Source organism: Bacillus sp. NTK074B (assembly GCF_017303375.1).
Taxonomy (GTDB): Bacteria; Bacillota; Bacilli; order Bacillales; family Bacillaceae_B; genus Rossellomorea.
In genome coordinates, this window is record NZ_JAFKOH010000011.1 from 112,932 (window position 1) to 134,529 (window position 21,598).

Annotated in this window: 16 protein-coding genes and 1 pseudogene; 5 read left to right on the plus strand and 12 right to left on the minus strand. The window is 42.1% G+C overall.

Annotated elements, in window-relative coordinates; translation table 11 throughout:
• Positions 1-89 precede the first annotated feature (89 nt).
• Together JI667_RS17580 and JI667_RS17585 are read right to left on the minus strand one after the other, a co-directional pair.
• Positions 90-452: a PilZ domain-containing protein gene (locus JI667_RS17580; protein WP_206857511.1), complete on the minus strand. Its 363-nt coding sequence runs from the start codon at positions 450-452 to the stop codon at positions 90-92.
• 171 nt (positions 453-623) lie between these two features.
• A complete protein-coding gene (locus JI667_RS17585; RefSeq protein ID WP_206857512.1) occupies positions 624-1,526 on the minus strand; it encodes a DMT family transporter in 903 nt (300 codons plus the stop codon).
• 296 nt (positions 1,527-1,822) lie between these two features.
• Between JI667_RS17585 and JI667_RS17590 the strand changes: the two genes are divergently transcribed.
• Together JI667_RS17590 and murB are read left to right on the plus strand one after the other, a co-directional pair.
• The gene (locus JI667_RS17590; protein ID WP_244668383.1) at positions 1,823-3,838 is read left to right on the plus strand and encodes a bifunctional 2',3'-cyclic-nucleotide 2'-phosphodiesterase/3'-nucleotidase; all 2,016 of its coding nucleotides are present in this window, start codon (positions 1,823-1,825) and stop codon (positions 3,836-3,838) included.
• Between the two features lie 176 nt (positions 3,839-4,014).
• Positions 4,015-4,935 carry a UDP-N-acetylmuramate dehydrogenase gene (murB, locus tag JI667_RS17595; RefSeq protein ID WP_206857513.1) on the plus strand — a complete coding sequence of 307 codons (921 nt, stop codon included), beginning with the start codon at positions 4,015-4,017 and terminating at the stop codon, positions 4,933-4,935.
• Between the two features lie 178 nt (positions 4,936-5,113).
• Here the strand turns inward: murB and JI667_RS23005 are convergent, their stop codons facing one another.
• The 7 genes from JI667_RS23005 to JI667_RS17625 all read right to left on the minus strand — a co-directional run bounded on the left by JI667_RS23005 (position 5,114) and on the right by JI667_RS17625 (position 10,312).
• On the minus strand, positions 5,114-5,239 hold the full coding sequence (locus JI667_RS23005; protein WP_280515510.1) for a hypothetical protein: 126 nt from the start codon (positions 5,237-5,239) through the stop codon (positions 5,114-5,116).
• A gap of 80 nt (positions 5,240-5,319) precedes the next feature.
• Positions 5,320-5,781, minus strand: coding sequence for a hypothetical protein (locus tag JI667_RS17600; RefSeq protein WP_206857514.1), 462 nt, complete (start codon positions 5,779-5,781; stop codon positions 5,320-5,322).
• An 89-nt stretch (positions 5,782-5,870) separates the two neighbouring features.
• Entirely contained in the window at positions 5,871-6,779 is a 909-nt protein-coding gene (locus tag JI667_RS17605; RefSeq protein ID WP_206857516.1) for a helix-turn-helix domain-containing protein, read from the minus strand.
• Positions 6,780-6,954: 175 nt separating this feature from the next.
• A complete protein-coding gene (locus JI667_RS17610) occupies positions 6,955-7,869 on the minus strand; it encodes a helix-turn-helix domain-containing protein (protein WP_206857517.1) in 915 nt (304 codons plus the stop codon).
• A 221-nt stretch (positions 7,870-8,090) separates the two neighbouring features.
• Positions 8,091-8,477 (minus strand): VOC family protein, encoded by a 387-nt coding sequence (locus JI667_RS17615; protein ID WP_206857518.1) that lies wholly within the window; start codon positions 8,475-8,477, stop codon positions 8,091-8,093.
• A gap of 38 nt (positions 8,478-8,515) precedes the next feature.
• On the minus strand, positions 8,516-9,262 hold the full coding sequence (locus JI667_RS17620) for an NERD domain-containing protein (RefSeq protein ID WP_206857519.1): 747 nt from the start codon (positions 9,260-9,262) through the stop codon (positions 8,516-8,518).
• A gap of 123 nt (positions 9,263-9,385) precedes the next feature.
• Positions 9,386-10,312, minus strand: a complete 927-nt coding sequence (locus JI667_RS17625; protein ID WP_206857520.1) for a manganese-dependent inorganic pyrophosphatase — start codon at positions 10,310-10,312, stop codon at positions 9,386-9,388.
• Between the two features lie 173 nt (positions 10,313-10,485).
• Here JI667_RS17625 and JI667_RS17630 point away from each other — a divergent pair, with 173 nt between their 5' ends.
• Positions 10,486-10,725, plus strand: a complete 240-nt coding sequence (locus tag JI667_RS17630; protein ID WP_206857521.1) for a hypothetical protein — start codon at positions 10,486-10,488, stop codon at positions 10,723-10,725.
• A 30-nt stretch (positions 10,726-10,755) separates the two neighbouring features.
• On the opposite strand, the pseudogene JI667_RS17635 reads toward JI667_RS17630, so the two are convergent.
• Positions 10,756-11,037 (minus strand): annotated as a pseudogene (locus JI667_RS17635) (DEAD/DEAH box helicase); the annotation flags it as partial.
• 5 nt (positions 11,038-11,042) lie between these two features.
• The gene (locus tag JI667_RS17640; RefSeq protein WP_206857523.1) at positions 11,043-13,049 is read right to left on the minus strand and encodes a penicillin-binding transpeptidase domain-containing protein; all 2,007 of its coding nucleotides are present in this window, start codon (positions 13,047-13,049) and stop codon (positions 11,043-11,045) included.
• 258 nt (positions 13,050-13,307) lie between these two features.
• On the opposite strand from JI667_RS17640, the gene JI667_RS17645 reads away from it, so the two are divergent.
• Positions 13,308-14,273, plus strand: a complete 966-nt coding sequence (locus JI667_RS17645) for a rhodanese-related sulfurtransferase (protein WP_206857525.1) — start codon at positions 13,308-13,310, stop codon at positions 14,271-14,273.
• Positions 14,274-14,331: 58 nt separating this feature from the next.
• Here the strand turns inward: JI667_RS17645 and JI667_RS22795 are convergent, their stop codons facing one another.
• Positions 14,332-19,590: a 5'-nucleotidase C-terminal domain-containing protein gene (locus JI667_RS22795; RefSeq protein ID WP_244668374.1), complete on the minus strand. Its 5,259-nt coding sequence runs from the start codon at positions 19,588-19,590 to the stop codon at positions 14,332-14,334.
• Between the two features lie 852 nt (positions 19,591-20,442).
• Between JI667_RS22795 and JI667_RS22800 the strand changes: the two genes are divergently transcribed.
• Positions 20,443-21,597, plus strand: coding sequence for an SEC-C metal-binding domain-containing protein (locus JI667_RS22800; RefSeq protein ID WP_244668375.1), 1,155 nt, complete (start codon positions 20,443-20,445; stop codon positions 21,595-21,597).
• Position 21,598: the final 1 nt, after the last annotated feature.

Here is a 21,598-nt window from a genome sequence, read left to right on the forward strand (position 1 = left end):
TTTTTCCAACAGCAAGAAAGAGGGATCCACTATTCTTCCTGTCAGTGGATCCACTCTTAGTATCATTCAATTATGGTACTTTCAATCCTTTATTTCTTCACATATTTCTTTAATTCATCTGTAATGATTGTTTTCAGGCTCTCGTCCTTTGGAAACTCCACCCCATACTGATAATGAGAAAGACCTTTCCGTTTTTTCCATTGTAGTGCACCCTCAGCAGCGATTTCAGCATACCCTTCATCCAACTGAAAAGTTACGCGCACTCTCACTTCTTTTTCCAAGAGAATATCCAGCAAAGACTGCAGTCTACACCCTTGTGGACTTAGGTCGACAATTTCCCCTTTGGCTGTTTTGGATTCAATCATTTGATCCCCAATCCCAACGATCGTAAATGAGCACGGAATAGGCTGTGAAAAAGTAAAGCGATAGGACTCATCTCTCTTATATTTCATAATAAATCTCCTCCGGTCCGTTCAATATCCAGATTTTCATTACTAATAGTATAGCAAATAATAGTAGATGCATTGGTTCTAGTGCAAAAATAAAACAAACGTTTGATTAGTAGTCTAATCCCTTGAAATAAAAGGGTTTAGAAATGTTAATCAAACGTTTGTTTAAAGGTCTTACCTCGTCCCTGCAGGTAAGGATGAAATGATTTTTTTGGACTTTCTTGAAGACAGGAATACCCCGGCAAAGATGATCAGCAATCCTAAAATGAGATTATGGGTCACCGGCTCTCCTAACAGTACGAAGCCCCAGATCATCGCAGTCCCCGGTATCAAATACGTCACCGTTGAGGCAAATTCCGGACTTCCATTCGTCATAATATAGAAATAAAGCAGAGTCGCGACACCTGAACCGAGACACCCCAGCCCTAAAATGCCGAGGATTACCTCACCTGATGCTAAGTCACCGGCAGAGATCGGGTCAGTGACCATCATGCCCACAAATCCCACACCTGCTCCGATCAATAGCTGAAATGTAGAAATCACAACCACGCTCGTCCCAGCCAAATACTTTTTCGTAAACTGGGAAGCAAACGCATAGCTCATCGTCGCGAGCACCATCGTCCCCACTCCTACAAAATCAGAGGAAAAAATCCCGCTCACTTCAAAATTCATCAGTACGAGGATGCCGATGAAGCCGACCGCAATCCCGATCCACTGGTATCCGGTCAACACAACCGCAAAGAATAAAAATCCGATCAGCCCCGTCCAGATCGGCGTCGTGGCGTTCAAGATGGAGGCCGTATTGCTGTTGATCTGAGTCTCACTTAAGGCGATCAGTGTCCAGGGCAGTGCGGCATTCCCGACCCCAACTACAAACAGCTTCCATAGAGGCAGTGGCTTCTTGCCTTCTTTTTTTCTATGTATGAAAAAGAGCGGGAGAAGCACAAGGGCACCTGCCAGGCATCTTAGGAATACGGTCCCCCACACGCCTGCAGGTTCCACGAGCCATTTGATGAAGACGAATGACATTCCCCAGATCATGCTCAAGCCAATCAAGGCGGTATATAGTCGGGCCAATTCGCTTCCTCCTTTTCGAATAATATGTATATTTTAGTAGCTAGATAGATGTTATAGCATATTTTTCTACATTCAATCCTATCTACTAAACAAGGAAAAGTAAATAATCAAGCCTCATTCCTTTACGTAATTTTTACATTTTTCTAACAAATCATACTTTATAACCATTATTCTTTCACAAACTTGTGCTAGCATGTAATTGTTTGGCATTAAATACATAAATAGGAGAGATACTGTTGAAAAACACTTCTAACAAGAAAAAAATGATCGCCGGTACTGCTTTAGCCCTAGGCTTTATGATCCCGCAAGCTGCTCCTTCCATTACGTATGCGGATGTGATGGACAAAGATATCGTAAAGCTGCGCATCCTTGAAACAACAGATATCCATGTTAATCTCGCAAACTATGATTATTACCAAGATACAGAAACGAATAAATATGGACTTGTCAAAACGGCTTCACTCATTAAACAAGCCCGATCAGAGTCAAAGAACAGTCTTCTTTTTGATAATGGTGATTTACTTCAGGGAAATCCACTTGGGGACTATGTAGCTAAGATTGATCCGCTGCAGCCAGGGGAAACTCATCCTGCGTATAAGGCCATGAATTTGCTCGATTATGATGCAGGAAACGTAGGGAACCATGAGTTTAACTATGGTCTTGATTTCCTTCAAACTTCTTTGGCAGGTTCTAATTTCCCTTACGTGAATGCCAATGTATATAAGAGTGATGGAAACAACGATCCTTCCGATGATCAAAACTATTTTGAACCCTACCAGATTCTTGACCGTGAAGTCGTAGATGAAGACGGTGAAAAACATTCCATTAAAGTTGGTGTGATCGGCTTCGTTCCACCTCAAATCATGCAGTGGGACAAGGCGAACCTTGAAGGGAACGTTGTTGCAAAAGACATAGTCGAAACCGCAGATAAATTCATTCCTCAAATGAAAGCAGAAGGCGCAGATATCATAGTAGCCATCCCTCACTCGGGAATCGGAACCGTCACCGATGACGGAATGGAAGAAAACGCAACATACGACCTCTCCAAGGTGGACGGGATCGATGCGATTCTTTTCGGTCATTCACACGGCACCTTCCCTTCTTCTTCGTATGAGGGCATTGCAGGGGTCGATACAAAGAAAGGAACAATTAACGGCGTTCCTTCTGTCATGCCTGGATATTGGGGAAGCCATTTAGGTCTTGTCGATCTTGATTTAGAACTGAAGGATGGTAAATGGACGGTCATAAACGGACAAACGTCCCTTCGTGGAATTGCTGATAAAGATGGCAACCCGTTGGTGGCCCGTGATGAAGAAGTGTTCAAAGCTATTGAAGAAGACCATAATCACACAATAGACTGGGTAAGAAGTGCAGTTGGAGAAACCACTGCTCCAATTAACAGCTACTTTGCACAAGTCAAGGATGATCCATCTATTCAAGTGGTGACAAATGCACAAAAATGGTATGTAGAAAAGTACATCCAAGGGACGGAATACGAAGGAATTCCTGTATTATCAGCTGGTGCGCCGTTTAAAGCAGGTACCCGTGGAGATGCCACTTACTATACGGATATTCCTGCAGGTGAAATCGCCATTAAGAATGTAGCTGATTTATATTTGTACCCTAATACGTTACAAGCTGTATTAATTGATGGAGCACAGGTAAAAGAATGGCTTGAAATGTCTGCAGGGCAATTTAATCAGATCGATACAAGTAAATCCGAAGAGCAATCATTAGTTAATGGAGAATTCCGTTCTTACAATTATGACGTCATTGATGGTGTCACATATGAAATCGATGTAACCAAGCCTGCAAGGTACAATACGGACGGAAAGCTTACAAACGAGGGCTCCCACCGCATCAAGAACCTTAAGTTCAACGGTCAGCAAATAGATCCCGATCAGAAGTTCATTGTCGCAACGAATAACTATCGTGCAAGCGGCGGAGGACACTTCCCTGGCATTGATGGTTCCAACATCATTATCCAGGCCCCTGACGAAAATCGCAATGTCGTCATTAATTACATCATGGAAAAAGGAAGCATTAATCCGGAAGCAGACGGAAACTGGAATTTTGCACCGATTCACGGAAATGTGAACGTGATATTCGAAACATCTCCAAAGGCTCAGGACTATATTAAAAACGCGAGAACCTATAAGTATCTTGGAACGCAGGATAACGGATTTGCGAAATACTCAATCAAGTTCAAGCAGAGTGACGCCACGAATCCAGGCCAGGAAAAGAAACAGAGCAGCGGTTTCATGACAAACCTCATTTCCAATGTCGCTAGATCATTTCATTTTCTAAAATAATTTGTCTTCTACAGAACCCTCCAAATCAAGAGGGTTCTTTTTTCTGATATCCTCCATTTGAAGGATATTGACGTCTCCCAACTGAAACCATTTAACTTTCATGGGTTTTCGTCATATAATGGTTGGGTAGGATTGATTAGTGAGAGACGAAAATTATTATTTAGGACTGATATAGAATGTACAATAAAGAGACAGTGTTTAAAGAATTATCAAAGGTCATGCACTCGGACAACATCAAGCGTGACGAATCATTAAAGGATCACCTATATACGAAGTTGGGCGGAAAAGCCGATTTCTTCCTGACTCCGACCACTTATGAAGAAGTACAAAATATTGTGAAGCTCGCGAATAAAGTGGATGTCCCTTTCACCTTACTTGGAAATGGCTCGAATTTGATTGTAAAGGATGGCGGGATTCGCGGAATCGTCCTCCATTTAAAGAATTTTAAAGACATTAAAACAACCGACCAGCTAATCGTGGCTCAAAGTGGTGCAGCCATCATTGATGTGTCAAGACGTGCCCTTGCTGAAAAGCTATCAGGGCTCGAGTTTGCGTGCGGGATCCCAGGCACAGTTGGCGGAGCTCTGTTCATGAATGCAGGTGCATACGGTGGAGAAATCAAGGACGTCCTGGACTATTGCCACGTCGTTGATCGTGAAGGAAATCTGGTGAAGCGGACAGCTGCAGAATTAGAACTCGATTACAGACACAGCAATATCTCAGAAAAAGGAGACATCGTATTGGAAGCAACGTTCAGCCTGCAACCGGGAGTCTATGAAGACATCAAAGCCATCATGGATGATTTGACAGACAAACGCGAATCCAAACAGCCCCTTGAATATCCATCCTGTGGAAGTGTGTTTAAACGTCCCCCGGGATACTTTGCAGGTAAATTGATACAAGATAGCGAGCTTCAGGGTACAAACTTCGGAGGTGCGGAAGTATCCACCAAGCATGCCGGATTCATTGTGAATAAGGCCAATGCAACGGCATCGGATTATATTTCACTGATTGAACACGTTCAAAACACGGTGAAGGAAAAGTTTGACGTAGAACTAGAACGGGAAGTGCGCATTATCGGGGAAGATTTAGAGTAATACAGTCAGGGATCATTTGATTCCTGACTTTTATTATGACTGGATTGCATTCAATTTATCCTACGTTACACTCTATTTATGTATGAATTACTCCAATCGGCAGACTTTTTCCCAACAAAAAAAACAGTCTAAAGACGATTAGACTGAGTAGGATCCAAAACGGTTAACAAAACGGAAGCTATTTCTTTTTGACAACAGGGACAGGCTTGGTTCTTCGGTATTCTCTCATTCTCGTCACAGCGGATTGAGATACTTTTGCATCAAGTTCGTACGCTTCCCGAGCTTTAAAATAGAGCAGAGACACTCCGGATGCCCTCCTTTTTAAAAAATCTAGTTTCTTTTTACCCGAATAATACCTGATAAAACCAAATATCCAGACTTTTTTCAGAAATTATAATTCCATAGAACTCTCCACTCCCCCTCTTCCATGGCAACATAGCATGTTTGAGTGATTGTCAACTCACCGAATTCACTGTCGAAAAATAAATCCACTTCCGCTTTTCTGACATCGTCAAACTGAAGTCCCTCATGATTAAACGTAAATTCCTTTTCTTTTTCAATACTGCCGATGTCTACTTCAAACTCATCCACCCCCATATGGCCCATGAATACGTGGTTCTTGGTTTGGATGTAGGAAGCTTTGGGGAATTTATTTTTCATCTCCGAGTGAAAGAGCTCCCAGGCGTTACCGAAATCACCGTCTTTTTCATACCGGTAAAATTCATCGATCACTTCTTCCGGCGTGTCTGGTTCCTGTGTTGTCCCCAAAAGCATGAACAGTGCCACTATGGCTATCACAGCGATCCCAACTCCGACTATTAGAGGAAACGGGCTTTTCCTTCTCATACTTCCATCACCCCTCATCACTAATCATTCTTATGAAGGACATGCAGAATGTATGAAAAAAAACTTCATCAGGTAAAAATTCGTGGAGTTCAATTATGTGAATTAAAATCAGATCCTAATTTACTGGAAATATCAACGCGCTTTTTTTGAAGGTATTGACGATAGCGATTATCTTCATACATATCAAAAATCAGGACGGACTTATCAATGTAGGATAAGGCTTTTTCAAGTTCACCCTGCAATTCATAATTATAGCCTGCATGATAATAGAGCTCACCTAAACCAAATAAGTGTTCCTCCTCAAGGCACCATTTTATTGCTTGATTGCAGTAACGGTTTGATTCTTCGTACTTCCCTACCCTGGTTAATGTTCGGGCAAAATTGTAAAGCAACCTAGTTTTGATAGATTTATCATGTAGCTGTGCACTGGACTGTATCGAGGACTGTACTTTTTCATACAGGTTTAATGACAATTCGAGATTCCCTCTTCCAAACTCAAAAGCCCCTAGGGTCATATGTATTTCTATTTCTCTCTCTGAAAGTGCCCGCTTATTATTTAAAGTGAGTAATAGTGCCTCTTCTAGAAGAGCCACCCCTGCCTCTTTATCTTTTTCAATTTCAAATATATAAATACTTTTATGCCAGTATAGCAATTGCAGATTGGATTCATCTCGAAAAAAGAGGGGGTTTTTTTCTTCTACTCTTACCATTCCAATCATCTCGTCATACATTAACCTTACTCTGAAGTGCCTTAGTTGATGTTCGACTTCTTTTACATAATCCAGACGTGGAGTTGTTCCTATTTCAAAGAAGTAGTTCACATCTACTCCCAGTTTCTCGGAAATTTGATAAAGAGCAGTGGCGCTGGGATATATATCCCCTTTTTCAATTCGGCTTACTAACGCCTGAGTACAGATACCATCAGCTAAATCACCTTGGGTTAATCCAACCCCTTTTCGTAACTCTTTAATTTTCTTACCAATAATTGAATAATCCAAACCTCCACCTCCTATACATATTAATATCTTTATATTTTTCAAGAAAAAAAGCTTATACAATAGATTAAACCAAATTTATTCTAGCTTATTAACCGAGAACCCTACTACATAAAATTCCTCGGTATGATTTAATATATGTAACGACAAATTACAATACCTTTTGATAGTACTTCTCCTAGTGGGAAGTGCTCTTTTTTTGGCTATTTGCCTTACTCCCATCTATAAGTTTCTCCAACTTCCCTTTAATAAATTGCACAAACTCTTCATTGTTTTGTATATCAAAAAAAGCGGCTGCCTTTTCATAATAGGGTATCGCTTCCTTAACATTCCCCATAAGCTCAAGATTATATCCAAGATGGTAATGGAGTTGAGCAAAGCCATACATATGCTCTTCTTTGATAATCCACTTTATGGCTCTGTTACAATAATGAATGGACTCCTCATAATTTCCAACTCTTGTATATACTCTTGCGAAGTTGTATAAAAGTCTTGTATAGATTGATTTATCTTGTAACCAATCTGTTTTAGACAATGCATGCCTTACTTTAGTGTAATACTCAAGTGATTTTTGATAGTTTTCATTACTGAATTCAAATGCCCCTAATGTAAGGAGAATCTCCAATTCCCTTTCTGACAAAGCTTTCTTAGGAGTAGCAGTCAATTCAAATGCCTTATGTAAAAGCTCAAAAGCTGCTTCCTGATCTTTTACTATCTCAAATTGATAAATTCCCTTATGCCAACCAAGGAGTTGAGCATTCTCATCATCCTTGAATAAGGGATTATTTTCTTCATTTCTAACCATTTCCATCATTTCTGCATACTGGTGTTTAATACGTAATTTACGGAGTTGCCTCTCTACTTCTTTAACGTAATCAAGGCGGGGAGTCTTTCCGATTTCAAAGAAATAGTTTACATCTACCCCAAGTTTTGTAGAAATTTGATAAAGGGCAGTAGCACTCGGATAGATATCGCCTTTCTCCATTCTACTTATTAAAGCCTGAGTACAGATGCCATCCGCTAATTCACCTTGAGTCAATCCGATAACCTTCCTCAATTCTCTTATTTTAGTTCCGATAATCGAGTAATCCATACTGCAACACCCGCCCTGCAAAATATTAATATATTTATATATTATCAGAATTTATGTAATTTCCTTAGGAAAAACTGCATATTTCTTCTTAAAAAGCCTCACACCGACAATACATACATATCACATCTATGATTTAATATAAATAACGACAAATTACAATACCTTTAGACGGCACTTCTCCTTATGGGAAGTGCTCTTTTTTTGAGGGACGGACCTCAAAACTACCTTTCGTATATTTCCAATGGAAGTCCATCGGGATCTTCAAAAAAGGTGAACTGTTTATGGGTATAAGGATCTATCCTTATTTCTTCAGTTATAATGCCTCTTTCATTCAGCTCCTCCACGGTCGCCTCAAGATCATCCACTTCAAAAGCTAAATGACGCAGTCCTTGCGCTTCAGGATAACTCGGCCTTTCAGGCGCCTCAGGGAACGAAAAGAGTTCGAGAATATATTCTCCATTTAACGTAAGGTCGAGCTTATAAGAATTTCTTACTTCCCTGTAAATCTCCTGCTTTACCCCGAATCCAAGTATATTCACGTAAAAGTCCTTAGATGTCGCAAAGTCCGAGCAAATGATCGCGATGTGGTGGATTTTTTTGAAATTCACGAGACAATCTCCTCTCTATCTATATCGTTATCATACCATTAGGCTATAAAACGGCATTTAGGAAAGCTGCTGCACCCTCTAAATGATCCTTTTCCGTCCTTGCGATGACGAACCACCAATGGGTTCCCACACTTAGGGCAAACCCCTGAGCTCACTAACCTCTTCTTATTCTGCTGATCTATCCTGACTTGGTTACTATGGAATTGGGCTGCCCTCTTATCTACTATATTCCTTGTGTTCAGCCGTTCAGAAATCCCCTTTATTTGAAATTGGGTAAGGACGGACTCCTCATGCTTCTCTATGATTTTTACTAGTTGATTGGAATGGATAACAAATGATTGAGGAGAAGAGATATCCATTTTCTTAAGTGTTGCTTTGGGATCAAAGGCAATCACAGAATAATAAGGAGGTTGAACCTGATGTCCAATCAATTTCTCAATGGCCTTAATATGTCCATAATTCTGGTGAAGGGGATTATAAAACGTTTGCTTACGCTTATAAATGATCTGGGTCCACTTCTTGCTTTTTTCGCTCCCGTAAATCCAGCCCTGATAGTTTTTTGTTTCTATTACAAATATACCAGCCTTGGAAAGAACCACATGATCAATTTGCGTGGTTTTACCATTTTCTGAAGGAATCAAGATATCATGTAAGACAACAAATTGATCCGGGTTCAGTTTGCTCAGATAGTACTTAACTTTTCTTTCTCCAATTTTCCCTTTATAGGCTGGTGATGAAGCAAGGATTGCCAGCACCAGCATAAGTATCAATATAAGATAACTCATTAGCTCATAGAACTCCTTGTGGTATAATTATACAATTTTAATCTTACCACAATAACCAGGACTATTTACCTTGTATTCATGCTAAAAAAAGAAGCAGCCCAAAGACTGCTTCTTCACCTAACTTCATTTCATCGCATCCGTCAACACAGGTACGATCTGCTTCTTACGGGATACCACGCCTTTTAATAGAGCCGTGTTATTTTGAAGAGATACATTGAACGCCTTCTCCACTTCACCCGCTTTGCTTCCGAGGGCAAGTGCCATCGAGTCGTTTTCTAAGATGTCTGTAACAACTAGAAGGAAAAGATCCAATCCTTTTTCCTTGATCATCGTTTCCATGGCCGCTTCCACTTCCGACTGACGTCCGAATACGTCATTCGTGTCCACAACATTGATTTGCGCCACTTCCACTTTTGCATGACCCATGGAGAATTCTTTCGCATCAAGGGTCACAAGTTCTGCGACTGATTTCGTGCTCATGTTCGCGCCGGCCTTCAGCATTTCCAAGCCGTATACTTGTGGGTCAACTCCTGCAATTTCAGCCAGTTCGTTAGCAGCTGTAACGTCTTCGTCCGTGCATGTTGGAGATTTAAATAATAGAGAATCCGAGATAATCGCTGAAAGCATTAGTCCAGCCATTTCCTTCGTAACCTCTACTCCTCTTTCCTTGTAGATCTTGTTTAAGATCGTTGCCGTACAACCAACCGGCTCAGCACGGTAGTACAGGGGATCAGCCGTTTCAAAGTTCGCGATGCGATGGTGATCGATAACTTCAAGAACGCGTACTTCCTCGATATCCTCGGCGCTTTGCTGGCGCTCGTTGTGGTCAACCAGGATTACTGTATCCGTCTCAGCCGCAACCTTTTCCACTAAGCGTGGTGCATCGACTTTAAAGTAATCAAGGGCATACTGTGTTTCACCGTTTACTTCACCTAGACGAACCGGCTCCACGTCCATCCCGATTTTTGTTTTCAAATCAGCATAAACCAGTGCCGATGTGATCGTATCTGTGTCCGGGTTTTTGTGGCCGAAAATTAGTGTTTTACTCATTGATCATTCTCCTAACTCTATGTAATGTGTTACGTTGATTTCTCTCTTTACATTTTCTTATATTACCATATATAGAAGCAAAACCGTATGTTTGGGGAAGATTTTTTCAGTGATTGTGAAGGTAATATTCCCAGATTCTGTGTTAGAATAAGTTGTAGGAGGTGAAAAATAATATGGTTCAGATTTTACAAGCCATAAGAGAACTTCAAGGACAAATGACTCGTTTTGAAAACAACATGAACGAGCGAATGACAAAGATCGAAAACCTCATGGACAAGCTCGAATCCAGAATGATCGTACTCGAAGAAAATCAGCAGGACACTCAGGATAGCATGACGATTTTTGTAAAGGAAAACTGGGATCATAAAAGAGAACTTCATAAAGTGAAGCGGCGGGTGGGGATGGAGCCGTAAATGACATTCGCATTCTCCCACCTAGACCTTTTAAAATAACTTCATTTGCTCCTCTTGATCTTCCTCTTTGCCCTTAACTTTATATCCCAACGATTGATAGCCCTTTAACCTTTTTTCATACATCTTCTCAAGCATCGGAATATTGCAGTCGACATAATCATATACTTTCACGTCTTTTTTTGAGTGATAGGTACGATGAAGCCTTCCCACATACTGCTGCAAGGTCCCTTTCCAGGAAACAGGCATAGTTAAGAATAAAGTATCCAGGCGGGGATCGTCGAAGCCTTCTCCAATATATTTTCCTGTGGATATGGTACTTATTTCCAATTATCGTAGAATTTCTTCGCCACTTGAACGGTATGGGTGCTTCCACCCTCATCCTGTACATCTTCAAGGAGCATGGCGAGAACCATGGACGGGTCATTCTGATCATAGGAAACGAACACTCCATTTTCCTTGCCTTTCGTTCCCTGCTCCGATTTGATCTCTGCCGTGCCGGTCTTACCGGCGATCGCTTTACCTTCTACACTCGCTTTTCCGGCGATGCCTTCTGTGACCACTTTGCGGAAATTCGTTTTCATCATGTCTGCCTGTTCTTTTGAAAGCAGGTCTTTCTTCCACACTTTTTGTTCTTCATCCTTCAGGAGTTTTGGTTCCATCATGGTGCCATCGTTGATGATTCCGCCGTATGCACTTGCTATGTGAACGATACTCATCAGCACTTCCCCTTGACCGAAAGCAGAATCGGCCAGCTGGACTTCTTTGGAGATTTCCCCGTCGTTTGAAACCTGTGATTTATAGATCGGGTAAGACATAGGGATCTCTTCGCCAAAGCCGAAATCCTTCAAGCCAGCAATAAACGTCTCGGCACCCATATCGAGTCCGGCACGGGCAAAATAGATGTTATCCGAGAATTTAAGGGCGCTTTCCAGATCCACTTTGCTCTCATTGTCAAAAACACGGACCACTTTATAATTCCCCCAAGATTCATCCTTTTGCCACTTCTTCCCCTGGATATCATAGATTTTTTTTGGATCAAGCTTGCCGGATTTCAGGCCGACGGATGCTGTGATCCCCTTCATTGTTGATCCCGGTGAATAGGCAAGCTGGAATCGGTTCCGAAGCGGTTTTTTCGGGTCGTCGGCAAGCTTCTTATATTTTTCTGCAGACATCCCTAATACGAATTCATTCGGATCATAGGCAGGGGTGCTCACAAGGGAAAGCGCTTCTCCCGTTTGTGGATTGATGGCGGCTGCCGTTCCAGGCTCATCCTTCATTTGTGCGTATATCTTCTTTTGCATCTCGGCATCGATGGTGAGTGTGACGTTCTTGCCATCTTGTACGGGCTGTTCCGCTACGGTGACGGTGTCCTCTGAATCTTGTTTCTTTAGATAAATACGCTGTCCGTCTTTGCCGCGGAGCTGATCTTCATAGACTTCCTCCGCACCGCTTAAGCCCATCAGTGATTGAGCAGTATAGCCTTTGTCTTTGAGTTTCTCTAACTTTTCTGCCGTAAGTTTACCAATATATCCGGTAAGGTGGGCAGTTGCTTCTCCGTAAGGGTATTCCCTTGCAGGTACGCGTTTCGAGTAGAGACCTCCGAGTTCTATGACCTCTAGAGCTAAAGGTCTCTCGGATAAGGCAATCTTTTTAATCGGCACAAAAAATTCAGGTTTGACCCAGCTTTGGTCAAGCTTTCCCTGAATCGAATCGGCTGACAAATCCAGCAATTTTGCCAGGTTGTCTAAATCACTGTCATTAAACTCTTTCGGTACAATCCCGAGCTCAAAGGCCTCCCCGTTGACGGCAAGGGGCTGTTGATTCCGGTCGAGAATATCCCCGCGCTTTGCCGAGATGCTTTCCACTCCGACTTTATCATCCTTTTCCATTTCAGGCAGAATGAACGAAGGGTCCCAATCCACGAACCAGTTTTCATCGTCGTCCTTCTTTTCTTTTGTGAGGGTAATATCTTTTTCATACGAAACCTCACCAGCGAGGGTGTTATATGAAATCGTCATGGGAAACTCTGCTTTCGACTTTTTGTCCCATTCCACTTCTTTTTCCGGCTTTTTAAAAGATACTTTGACATCCTTCACTTCCAGGTCTTTATAGATATCTTTGTATTTTGTGACGAAATCTTCTTTTTTGAATGTTTCTTTCGTAGAGGAGTTCACATAGTCTGAGAACATTTTATCAAACTTCCCTTTATTCCAAAGATCCACGTATTCCTGCAGGCGATCATCCGGCTGGGCCTTTTCCTGACATCCTGCGAACAGTAGACTGAGAGCGACGAAGGTACAAAGCAGCATGGCTTTTTTGATCATATGTAGTGACAACCCCTTGATTATTTTTCTTCTTATATTCATTGTTTCAAATCGTATCCAGTTTTACAAATTTAATGTATTTATATTTTTTGGTTTAAAACCAATTTCCACCACCATTTCCTCACAATCCCCAGCATTTCTCCCCCACACATGATGCAATTTCATGAAAATTTGTTATAATAGTACATCGTAAGAGTAATAAGGAACTGAATCCTAAGATTATATCTTGCAAATATAAATCGATAGGTGGAAATAAACATGAAAGATTATCGAGTACTACTGTATTACAACTATGTTGACATCGAGAACCCGGAGGAAGTCACTGCCCAGCACAAACAACTGTGCTCGGACCTTGGCCTGATGGGACGTATCCTGATTTCATCTGAAGGAATCAATGGAACATGCTCCGGAACGATCGAGCAGACGGATGCCTATATGAAAGCAATGAGACAGGATCCACACTTCAAAGATACGGTGTTTAAAATTGACGAAGCAGACGAGCATGCATTCAAGAAATTGAAAGTCAAGCACCGTCCAGAGCTTGTCACTCTTCGTCTAGAAGATGACGTGAATCCAAATGAGCTTACAGGTGAGTACCTTGATCCAAAGGATTTCTTTGAACAAATCCAGCAGGAAGATACGATTCTTCTGGATGCACGTAATGATTATGAATATGAATTGGGACACTTCAGAGGAGCTGTGAAGCCGGATATCAAGAACTTCCGTGATCTTCCGAACTGGGTCCGGGATAATAAAGATTTACTTGAAGGCAAGAAAATCATCACGTATTGTACGGGTGGTATCCGCTGTGAAAAATTCTCAGGGTGGTTAGTAAAAGAAGGCTTTGAGAATGTTGCACAATTGCACGGAGGTATCGCAACTTACGGTAAAGACCCTGAAGTAAAAGGGCAACTGTGGGACGGGCAGCTTTACGTATTCGACGAGCGCATCGGTGTTCCTGTCAACCAGACTGAACATGTCGTTGTTGGGAAAGACTTCTACACTGGAGAACCTTGTGAACGCTACGTAAACTGCGCACACCCGCCATGTAACCGCAAAATCCTCTGCTCAGAAGAAAATGAGCATAAATATATGAGAAGCTGCTCGGATGAGTGCCGCAAGAGCCCGGAGAACCGCTATGTGATGGAGCATGGTTTGACGGAGGAAGAAGTGGCTGAGCGTTTGGCAGTTATTGAGAGTGAGAAGGAAACGGCGAAGGTTTAATATAGAAAAAAGCACTGGCTAAGGAAACAGCCAGTGCTTTTTTAGTCCTTTTCCGGAATTATGATTTGCCGCATAAACCGAATAATGTACATAACCAATTCTTTAACTTTTTAATAAAGTCGAAGAAATCATCTTGCCAGTCACCATCTCCAGGATCCTCTTGCTGTTCCTCTTGAATGATCCTTCCTTCAACCTTTGGAGAGACATTTTTATGTTTGGCTAAATAGTCAGTGAATACTTCATAATCCACTTGGAATAACTCTGTCATCCGACCTTCGTTTTTAGCCGTTTTAAACATGCTGTAACCGTCTCCGCCATCTGCTGTAAAGGCATTGGTTGCAACTGTGTACATCTTTTCAGGGTCAATTTCTTTGAACCCTTTATCGGTTTTCACTTCAACAGACCATACTCGTTCCCCAACCGGCTTGTTGATGTCGTACTTGAAATGGATTCCCGATACTTGAAGGAAACGTCCTTCACCGGCTTCAACTCCACTTACACTGTGCTCGAGAGCGTCCAGAAGCTCTTGTCCAGTTAAGTCCAGGGTCACCAGATTATTACCGAACGGCATCGTCGTTAATACTTCACCCAACGTGATTTTGCCTTTATCGATGGATGCACGAATACCGCCGCCGTTTTGAAGTCCGATATGGGTCTTAACCGATTCATTCGCCTTTTCTACCATGGCATCAGCAATCAGATTCCCTAAATTGGTTTCTTTCGTACGAACGTCAGCACGTTCCCCATTTAGAGCTACTTTTGTTTTACCTACAACTTCGTTTTTAACTTTTTCCAGAGGTGCCTTGAATTCATTTACTTTTGCAAGTGCTTCAGGGTCTTCTTCGTATTGTTTAAGGTCAAGTACCTCTCCCTCTTGACTTGTCACAATCCCTGCAGAGTCAAACGTAACGTCCAGCAATCCAAGCAGGTTTAGATACTCGCCTGCCTGCACGATGACAGTCGGTTCCTCCTTATCGATAACAACAGGCTCATCCAATACGGTATGGGAATGACCTCCGACTATGACGTCAATTCCATCGACTGCTTCGGCAAGTTCCAGATCATGAGAATAGCCGAGGTGAGATAGAACGATGATTTTGTTAACACCTTCACCTTTCAGCATGTCAATTGTAGCAGCCGAGTTTTCAGCAGCATCTTCGAATACAATATTTTCTCCGGGACTTGAAAGAAACTCAGTTTCAGGAGTGGTCAATCCGAAGATTCCCACTTTTTCCCCGTCAACTTCCTTAATGATGGCTGGATAGATGTTTCCGCCATCACCCGGGGTTCCCACTTCATTTTTCTTTAATGGCTCAAGGTCAGTATCTCCTGCCACTTGTACATTTGAAGATACCATCGGAAAGTTCATTTCCTTAATGAAATTTGCCAGGGTCTTAGAATCTTTATCGAATTCATGGTTTCCCAGAGTCATGGCATCATAACCCAATTCATTCATGAACCATAAATCGGCAAGACCTGAGTATTGACGGAAATAGAGTGTTCCGGAGAATACATCCCCTGCATCCAGTAACAGAGCGTTCTCTTTTTCTGAACGAACATCTTTCACCGCAGTGAACAAACGCGGATACCCTTCCACGTGTGCATGGGTATCGTTCGTATGCATAACAGATAAATGGAACTCTTCATTTTTTTCTGGCGCAGCTTCTTGAACGATGCGTCCTTCCACTTCAGGTGAAACCGGATTATTTTTTTCAAGATAAGCAGTGAATACTTCAAAGTCAGCTACAAACAGTTCTGTTTGGCGACCTTCTTCTTTCGCTTCTTTGAACATTGTATATCCGTCTCCACCATTTGCCGTGAATGCGTTGGTGGCAACAGAGTACATTTTTTCAGGGTCGGTCTTTTCATAGCCATTGCTTGTTTTTACTTCCAGATACCACACCCGTTCACCAGCTGGCTTGTTGACGTCGTACTTGTACTTGATTCCTGATACTTGAAGGAACTCCCCTGGTGCATCCTGGCCTTCTACTCTTGATACACTGTGTTCAAGAGCGTCTTTGATTTCTTTACCAGTCAAGTCCAGTGTGACAAGCTGATTCCCGAAAGGCATTGTGGTTAATACTTCTCCAAGCGTGATGTCCCCTGCATCGATCGAAGCGCGGATACCACCGCCATTCTGAAGTCCAATATACGTTTCCACTGAATCATTGGCTCTTGCAACCATTCCATCAGCAATTAAATTACCTAAGTTTGTTTCTTTTCTGCGGACATCGCCACGTTCTCCATTAAGCGCTGCTTCTGAGCGGCCGACTACTTCACTCTTTAATTCTTCGAGTGGAGCTTTGAATTCTTCCACTTTTGCAAGAGCATCTGCGTCTGCTTCATAATTCTTCAGATTAAGCACTTCTCCTGAATGGTTTGTGACCACACCTTCAGCATTGAATGTGACATCCAATAAACCAAGCAGGTTTAAATATTCTCCAGCCTGTACGATTACTGTCGGTTCTCCTTTATTGATGACAACTGGTTCTTCCAATATGGTATGGGAGTGACCACCGACAATCACATCAATACCATCCACAGCTTCAGCCAGCTCCAAGTCTTGAGCATAACCCAAGTGAGATAGGGCGATGATCTTATTCACTCCCTCATTTTTCAGCATATCAATCGTTGAGGCAGCTTTTTCAGCAGGGTTTTCAAAAGAAATATTTTCTCCTGGATTAGAGATGAATGCTGTATCAGGAGTCGTCAATCCAAAGATCCCTACTTTTTCCCCATCTATTTCTTTAATCATGGCAGGGTAGACGTTTCCACCTTCAACCGGAGTAGCGGTTTCATCCTTCACAAGTGGCTCTAAATCTGTATCGCCAGTAACCGATACATTTGAAGATACCATCGGGAAGTTCATTTCTTTAATGAAGTCTGCAAGCGTCTTGGAGTCTTTATCAAATTCGTGGTTACCAAATGTCATGGCATCATAGCCAAGCTCATTCATGAACCAGAGATCGGCAAGACCTTTATATTGACGGAAGTAAAGTGTTCCGGAGAAGACATCACCTGCGTCCAATAATAGAGCGTTTTCCTTTTCAGCACGAACCTCGTTCACTGCTGTAAAGAGTTTAGGGTATCCTTCCACGTGTGCGTGCGTATCGTTTGTATGCATAATGGAAAGGTTAAACCCGTCTTGACTTTGGGATGATAAATCAAATTGCCCGATATAGGCATCATGATCGCTCGCCCGTCCATGTTCTTCCATGTATGGTGAGTTGATGTTGACGATATCATATTCTGCACCTGCAGCAAGACGATTGGAAACAAGCATATGATCAAGTACCTGTGCATTCCCTTGATACGTATACGTATATCGTTCACTCGCAGGAAGCGTTTCAACAAGGTTTGTCAACTCTTCTCCCTTTAGCTTTTGTAAAGGAGCAGAGAATTCAAAGTCGTTTAAGTCTCCCATTACGACGACATTAGCCTCTTCATTCTTTTCCTCAATGTCAGATACGAATGAATTCACGATTTCCGCGATCTTCAGACGTTGCTCTTCACTGCCCAGTACAGGTGGCTGATTTTTACCGAATACGGGTTGATCTCCACCTTTAGAGTTAAAGTGATTGTTCACGACGATAACGTCTTCGCCTTTAAAGTTGAACTGTGCAGCCAATGGCTTGCGGCTGTCATCGAACGCAGGGTTTGTCGGGTCGATTCTTCCTGGATTCAATGTCAAGGAGCCGTTTTCATATCCTACAGCTGTTGTGGCATCCCCTTTTGTACCTTCTGCTAAAGAAACACGATCAGGATTGTATAGGAATCCGACTCGGATGTTCCCTCCAGGCACACCGCCATCCTCTTTATCCTGGGGAGCAATTTCTGTCCATGAATACGTAGGACCGCCGAAGCCGGCAATGGCGTCACTTAATGCTTTGTAATTGGCATCTGCCTTCACGATACCATCATCCGTCGTCCCACTTTCATCCAATACTTCCACCAGGCCGATGATATCAGGGGATTTCAGATTGTCCACCATTGATTTTGCAAGCTTATCCCGCTTCTCAGTATCAGATGCTGCAAAGTTTTCAATGTTGTAGCCTGCCACCGTTAATTTATCATCTGCTTTTTGGATCGTTGTCACTTCCGGATTGTAGTCACGCTCTGTTAACTCCGGCAGACTCTCTTCTTTTACAAGTAGTTTAAAGTTACTGAAGCTGTAACTGACAACCCCCGTAACCGTTCCATCGAATTGATCACCTGTTTTCGTAACGAAGTCACGGTTATCAAGTAAAAGGAACATTCTTTCAGGGTTTTGATTTTCTTTTGTTAAAAGTGGTGCGCCTTCTTTTGTATACGCTTTGTCTTCCACTTTCTCAGTGATGACAGGGACTTCTCCATACTTCTGTGGACCTGTCACCGTTGGGCGATCAAGGGAAACACGCATACCTTCCAGGCTTTCGTAAAAATCGATCCCATCCTGTTCAGGATCAAATTCACCGAATTGATCGTTATCAACCACTTCTGTAGGGGGGGTTACATCTTCTCCCATAACCAAGGCTTCAGGAAGTTCATTAGAATTAGAAGTAACAATCACGTTTCCATATTGTGCGTTCAGTTCCGTCATGGAAAGATCGGTTTGCAATTTGTCGGAATATCCGTCAAGCACCCATTCTTTCACCTGACCATCAACCGCCACTTTGTCTCCAACGTTCACTCCATGTGCGGGCTTGTAGACAAGTACCGCTTCAGATGTTTTGGCATTATCATCTGCCTGGGTATCCTGCATATAGAAATTGCTTGCGTCCACTACGTGAGTGACAATCCCCTCAACACCTTTAACTTTTTCTGAATTATATGGTGAAGTATGTGTTTCACCTTGAATATCATGGATTCTTAAGCCTTCAATACCATCGTACGGTGTCGGCTCGTCCGGATTTTCACCATCAAAGGAGATCGCCGTGGGTGATCTTAGTCCCGGTACGTTAAAGTAAGCTTCCAGGTTTCCTGTAATGATGACTTTTTTCCCTATAATGTCAGGGTTCGTTTGCAATCCAAATTCCGCCCTGAAGGCAGTAGGCAGTTGAACAGGAAGGATCTTGGAAGGGTCCTTCTCATCTGCGCTGTCTGCAATTGAAAAATTGTAATTATTTCCAAAAGGAGCTTCAAAATCATAACTATTTGTGCTTGTCGTATGAGCTACGATATAACCCGTGACAGTTCCCGTACCGCTGTTGTTTTCAATCGCTTCCTGAACCGTTAAATAGTCAGCTGCAGAAGCCATTGAACCGATTGGCACAATATAGCTTACCAGCATGGCCAAGATCGTTGTTACGATGAAGAACTGTTTCTTCAAAATCTTCAACCTGATTCCTCCTCAAAATGTTGTTCGATTTGCGAGATAAGCTTATGTATCTATTCCTCATATTATAGCTATATCTCTTAGTCCCTTTGTCTATGGCATTAATACCTTCTAAGGTTAATGTAAGCGCTTTCTTAATAGTACATTCGTTTCCCCCGGAAAGCATCGATTCACGCCAAGAAAATACGTAGATTAATGAATGATATGGACTACAATCTACCTATTTCGAAACACCTCCGCATGATTATTTCACTTAGTTCCTTTTTTGTTGAATAATGTAAACCAAGTACTCTTTAAATATATCATTTTTTTGTCGAGGATTATTGAATTATAAAAAAATTTACAAAAATGGGACAATAGATTCATATTATGTTAAAGAATGATGTCGAATAGAATACCCTCTCTAGGTTTACTAAAGAGAAGCCTCTAATGATAAGTGGAATTCGATTGAGATTTGACACTCGACCTGTTTTTATACGTAAGAATTTTGCTTATCAAAACAAATAAGAGTATTCCTATACTGTCATAACATACGTCTAATAGACACCCTGTCCTGGAAAAAGGTTGACTTACCCATTGAAATCTCAAGTCGTAATAGTTAAGTAAATCGTGGAAATTCCCGGTACAGGTTAAACAAAAGAGCATTCCCATATATGAGACAATCACAATTATTTTCATCAGGTCCCCTCCCAGGTTACCATTATTGCCATTAGAGAATATGCCTAAAAGTTGAATTGTCATTTCACCCATCATCCTGTCCATTGAGGTTTAAACTGTACGTCGAGGTCCGTCCCTCTTCCCTTTTCCCTTCCCACCTATTACACTGAAAGAAATACTATGATAAAGGATGGTTGGATGAACCGTTTTGTTGAGAGGGTCGAGCCTTATTTTTTGAGTGAGGACCCGTTTGTGCAGAGATATGCGATTGAAATGTTGGAAGGTTCTTATTTGGTTGATGGTGAAACGTTTTTAACCGGGTTAAAAGCCCATGACCGTGGACAGGTTTCGAAATACTCTTCCCCCGTGCTTCCTTACTTGATGTACATGCCGTTGAATGATGAAGGCATGAAAGAGGTGCTCAAGCGGTTGAAGAGCCTGAGCAAAAAGGATACAGATATCCTCTTCTACATTCAATTAGTGGCGAGTGCCGATACGGAATTGCTGATCAAGTACCGTAACGAAGTAAAACCTTTTTTAGATGAAGGTCAGCTGAAAAAGATTGTGAAGCTTCCTGATTTAAAAGATGAGGAATTATTCATGGAGCTTGCTGGTATGATGCATCACTTGGATCAGAATGATTATGATCAGGTGTATTTTGACCAAGGGAAAAGGATTGTTCACGAACTGGTAAAGAAAGGTGAAATTAAAAGCTGGGAGGTACAGGTTGATCAGGAGGAATTAGTCGGTTATGAGATAGTATACACTGTATATATGGCTGGGGAAATCCGGGAAGAGAGCCTGATCCCGCAATTGGTGAACCTCTTCAAGAACGAGGAAGCAGAAGATTTGCTGTTGGAGGAAGTGGCCAATGCCCTGGTGAAAATCGGGACGGAGCAAGTGGTACAAGAAGTGGAAAAGGTCGCATTGTATGGAAACACCTATTTCTATACCCTTGACGTGCTTGGAAGAATCAAAACGAAAGAAGCGGAACAGGCATTATTGAGATTATTTAATCAGACTAATGACCTCACCGCCAAAACACTGATTGCCGATTACTTATGTCAGCACCTATCAACTGAGGCAATCCCCAAAATCGAAGCACTCCTCGAAGAAGGCTATGATGAGAACATGCTATGCCTGGAAGAATCCCTTTACGTCAACTGCGTCATGAACGGAGTGGATCATCCGAAACTTCCACAGTGGAGAAGTCTCATCGAAGAAGTGGAAAAGCATTCTTTGGATGAAGAACCACTCCTTGTTCCACTACCCGTCCAAACAGGAGACAAAGTGGGGCGAAACGACCCATGCCCGTGTGGAAGCGATAAAAAATATAAAAAGTGCTGCCTATAAG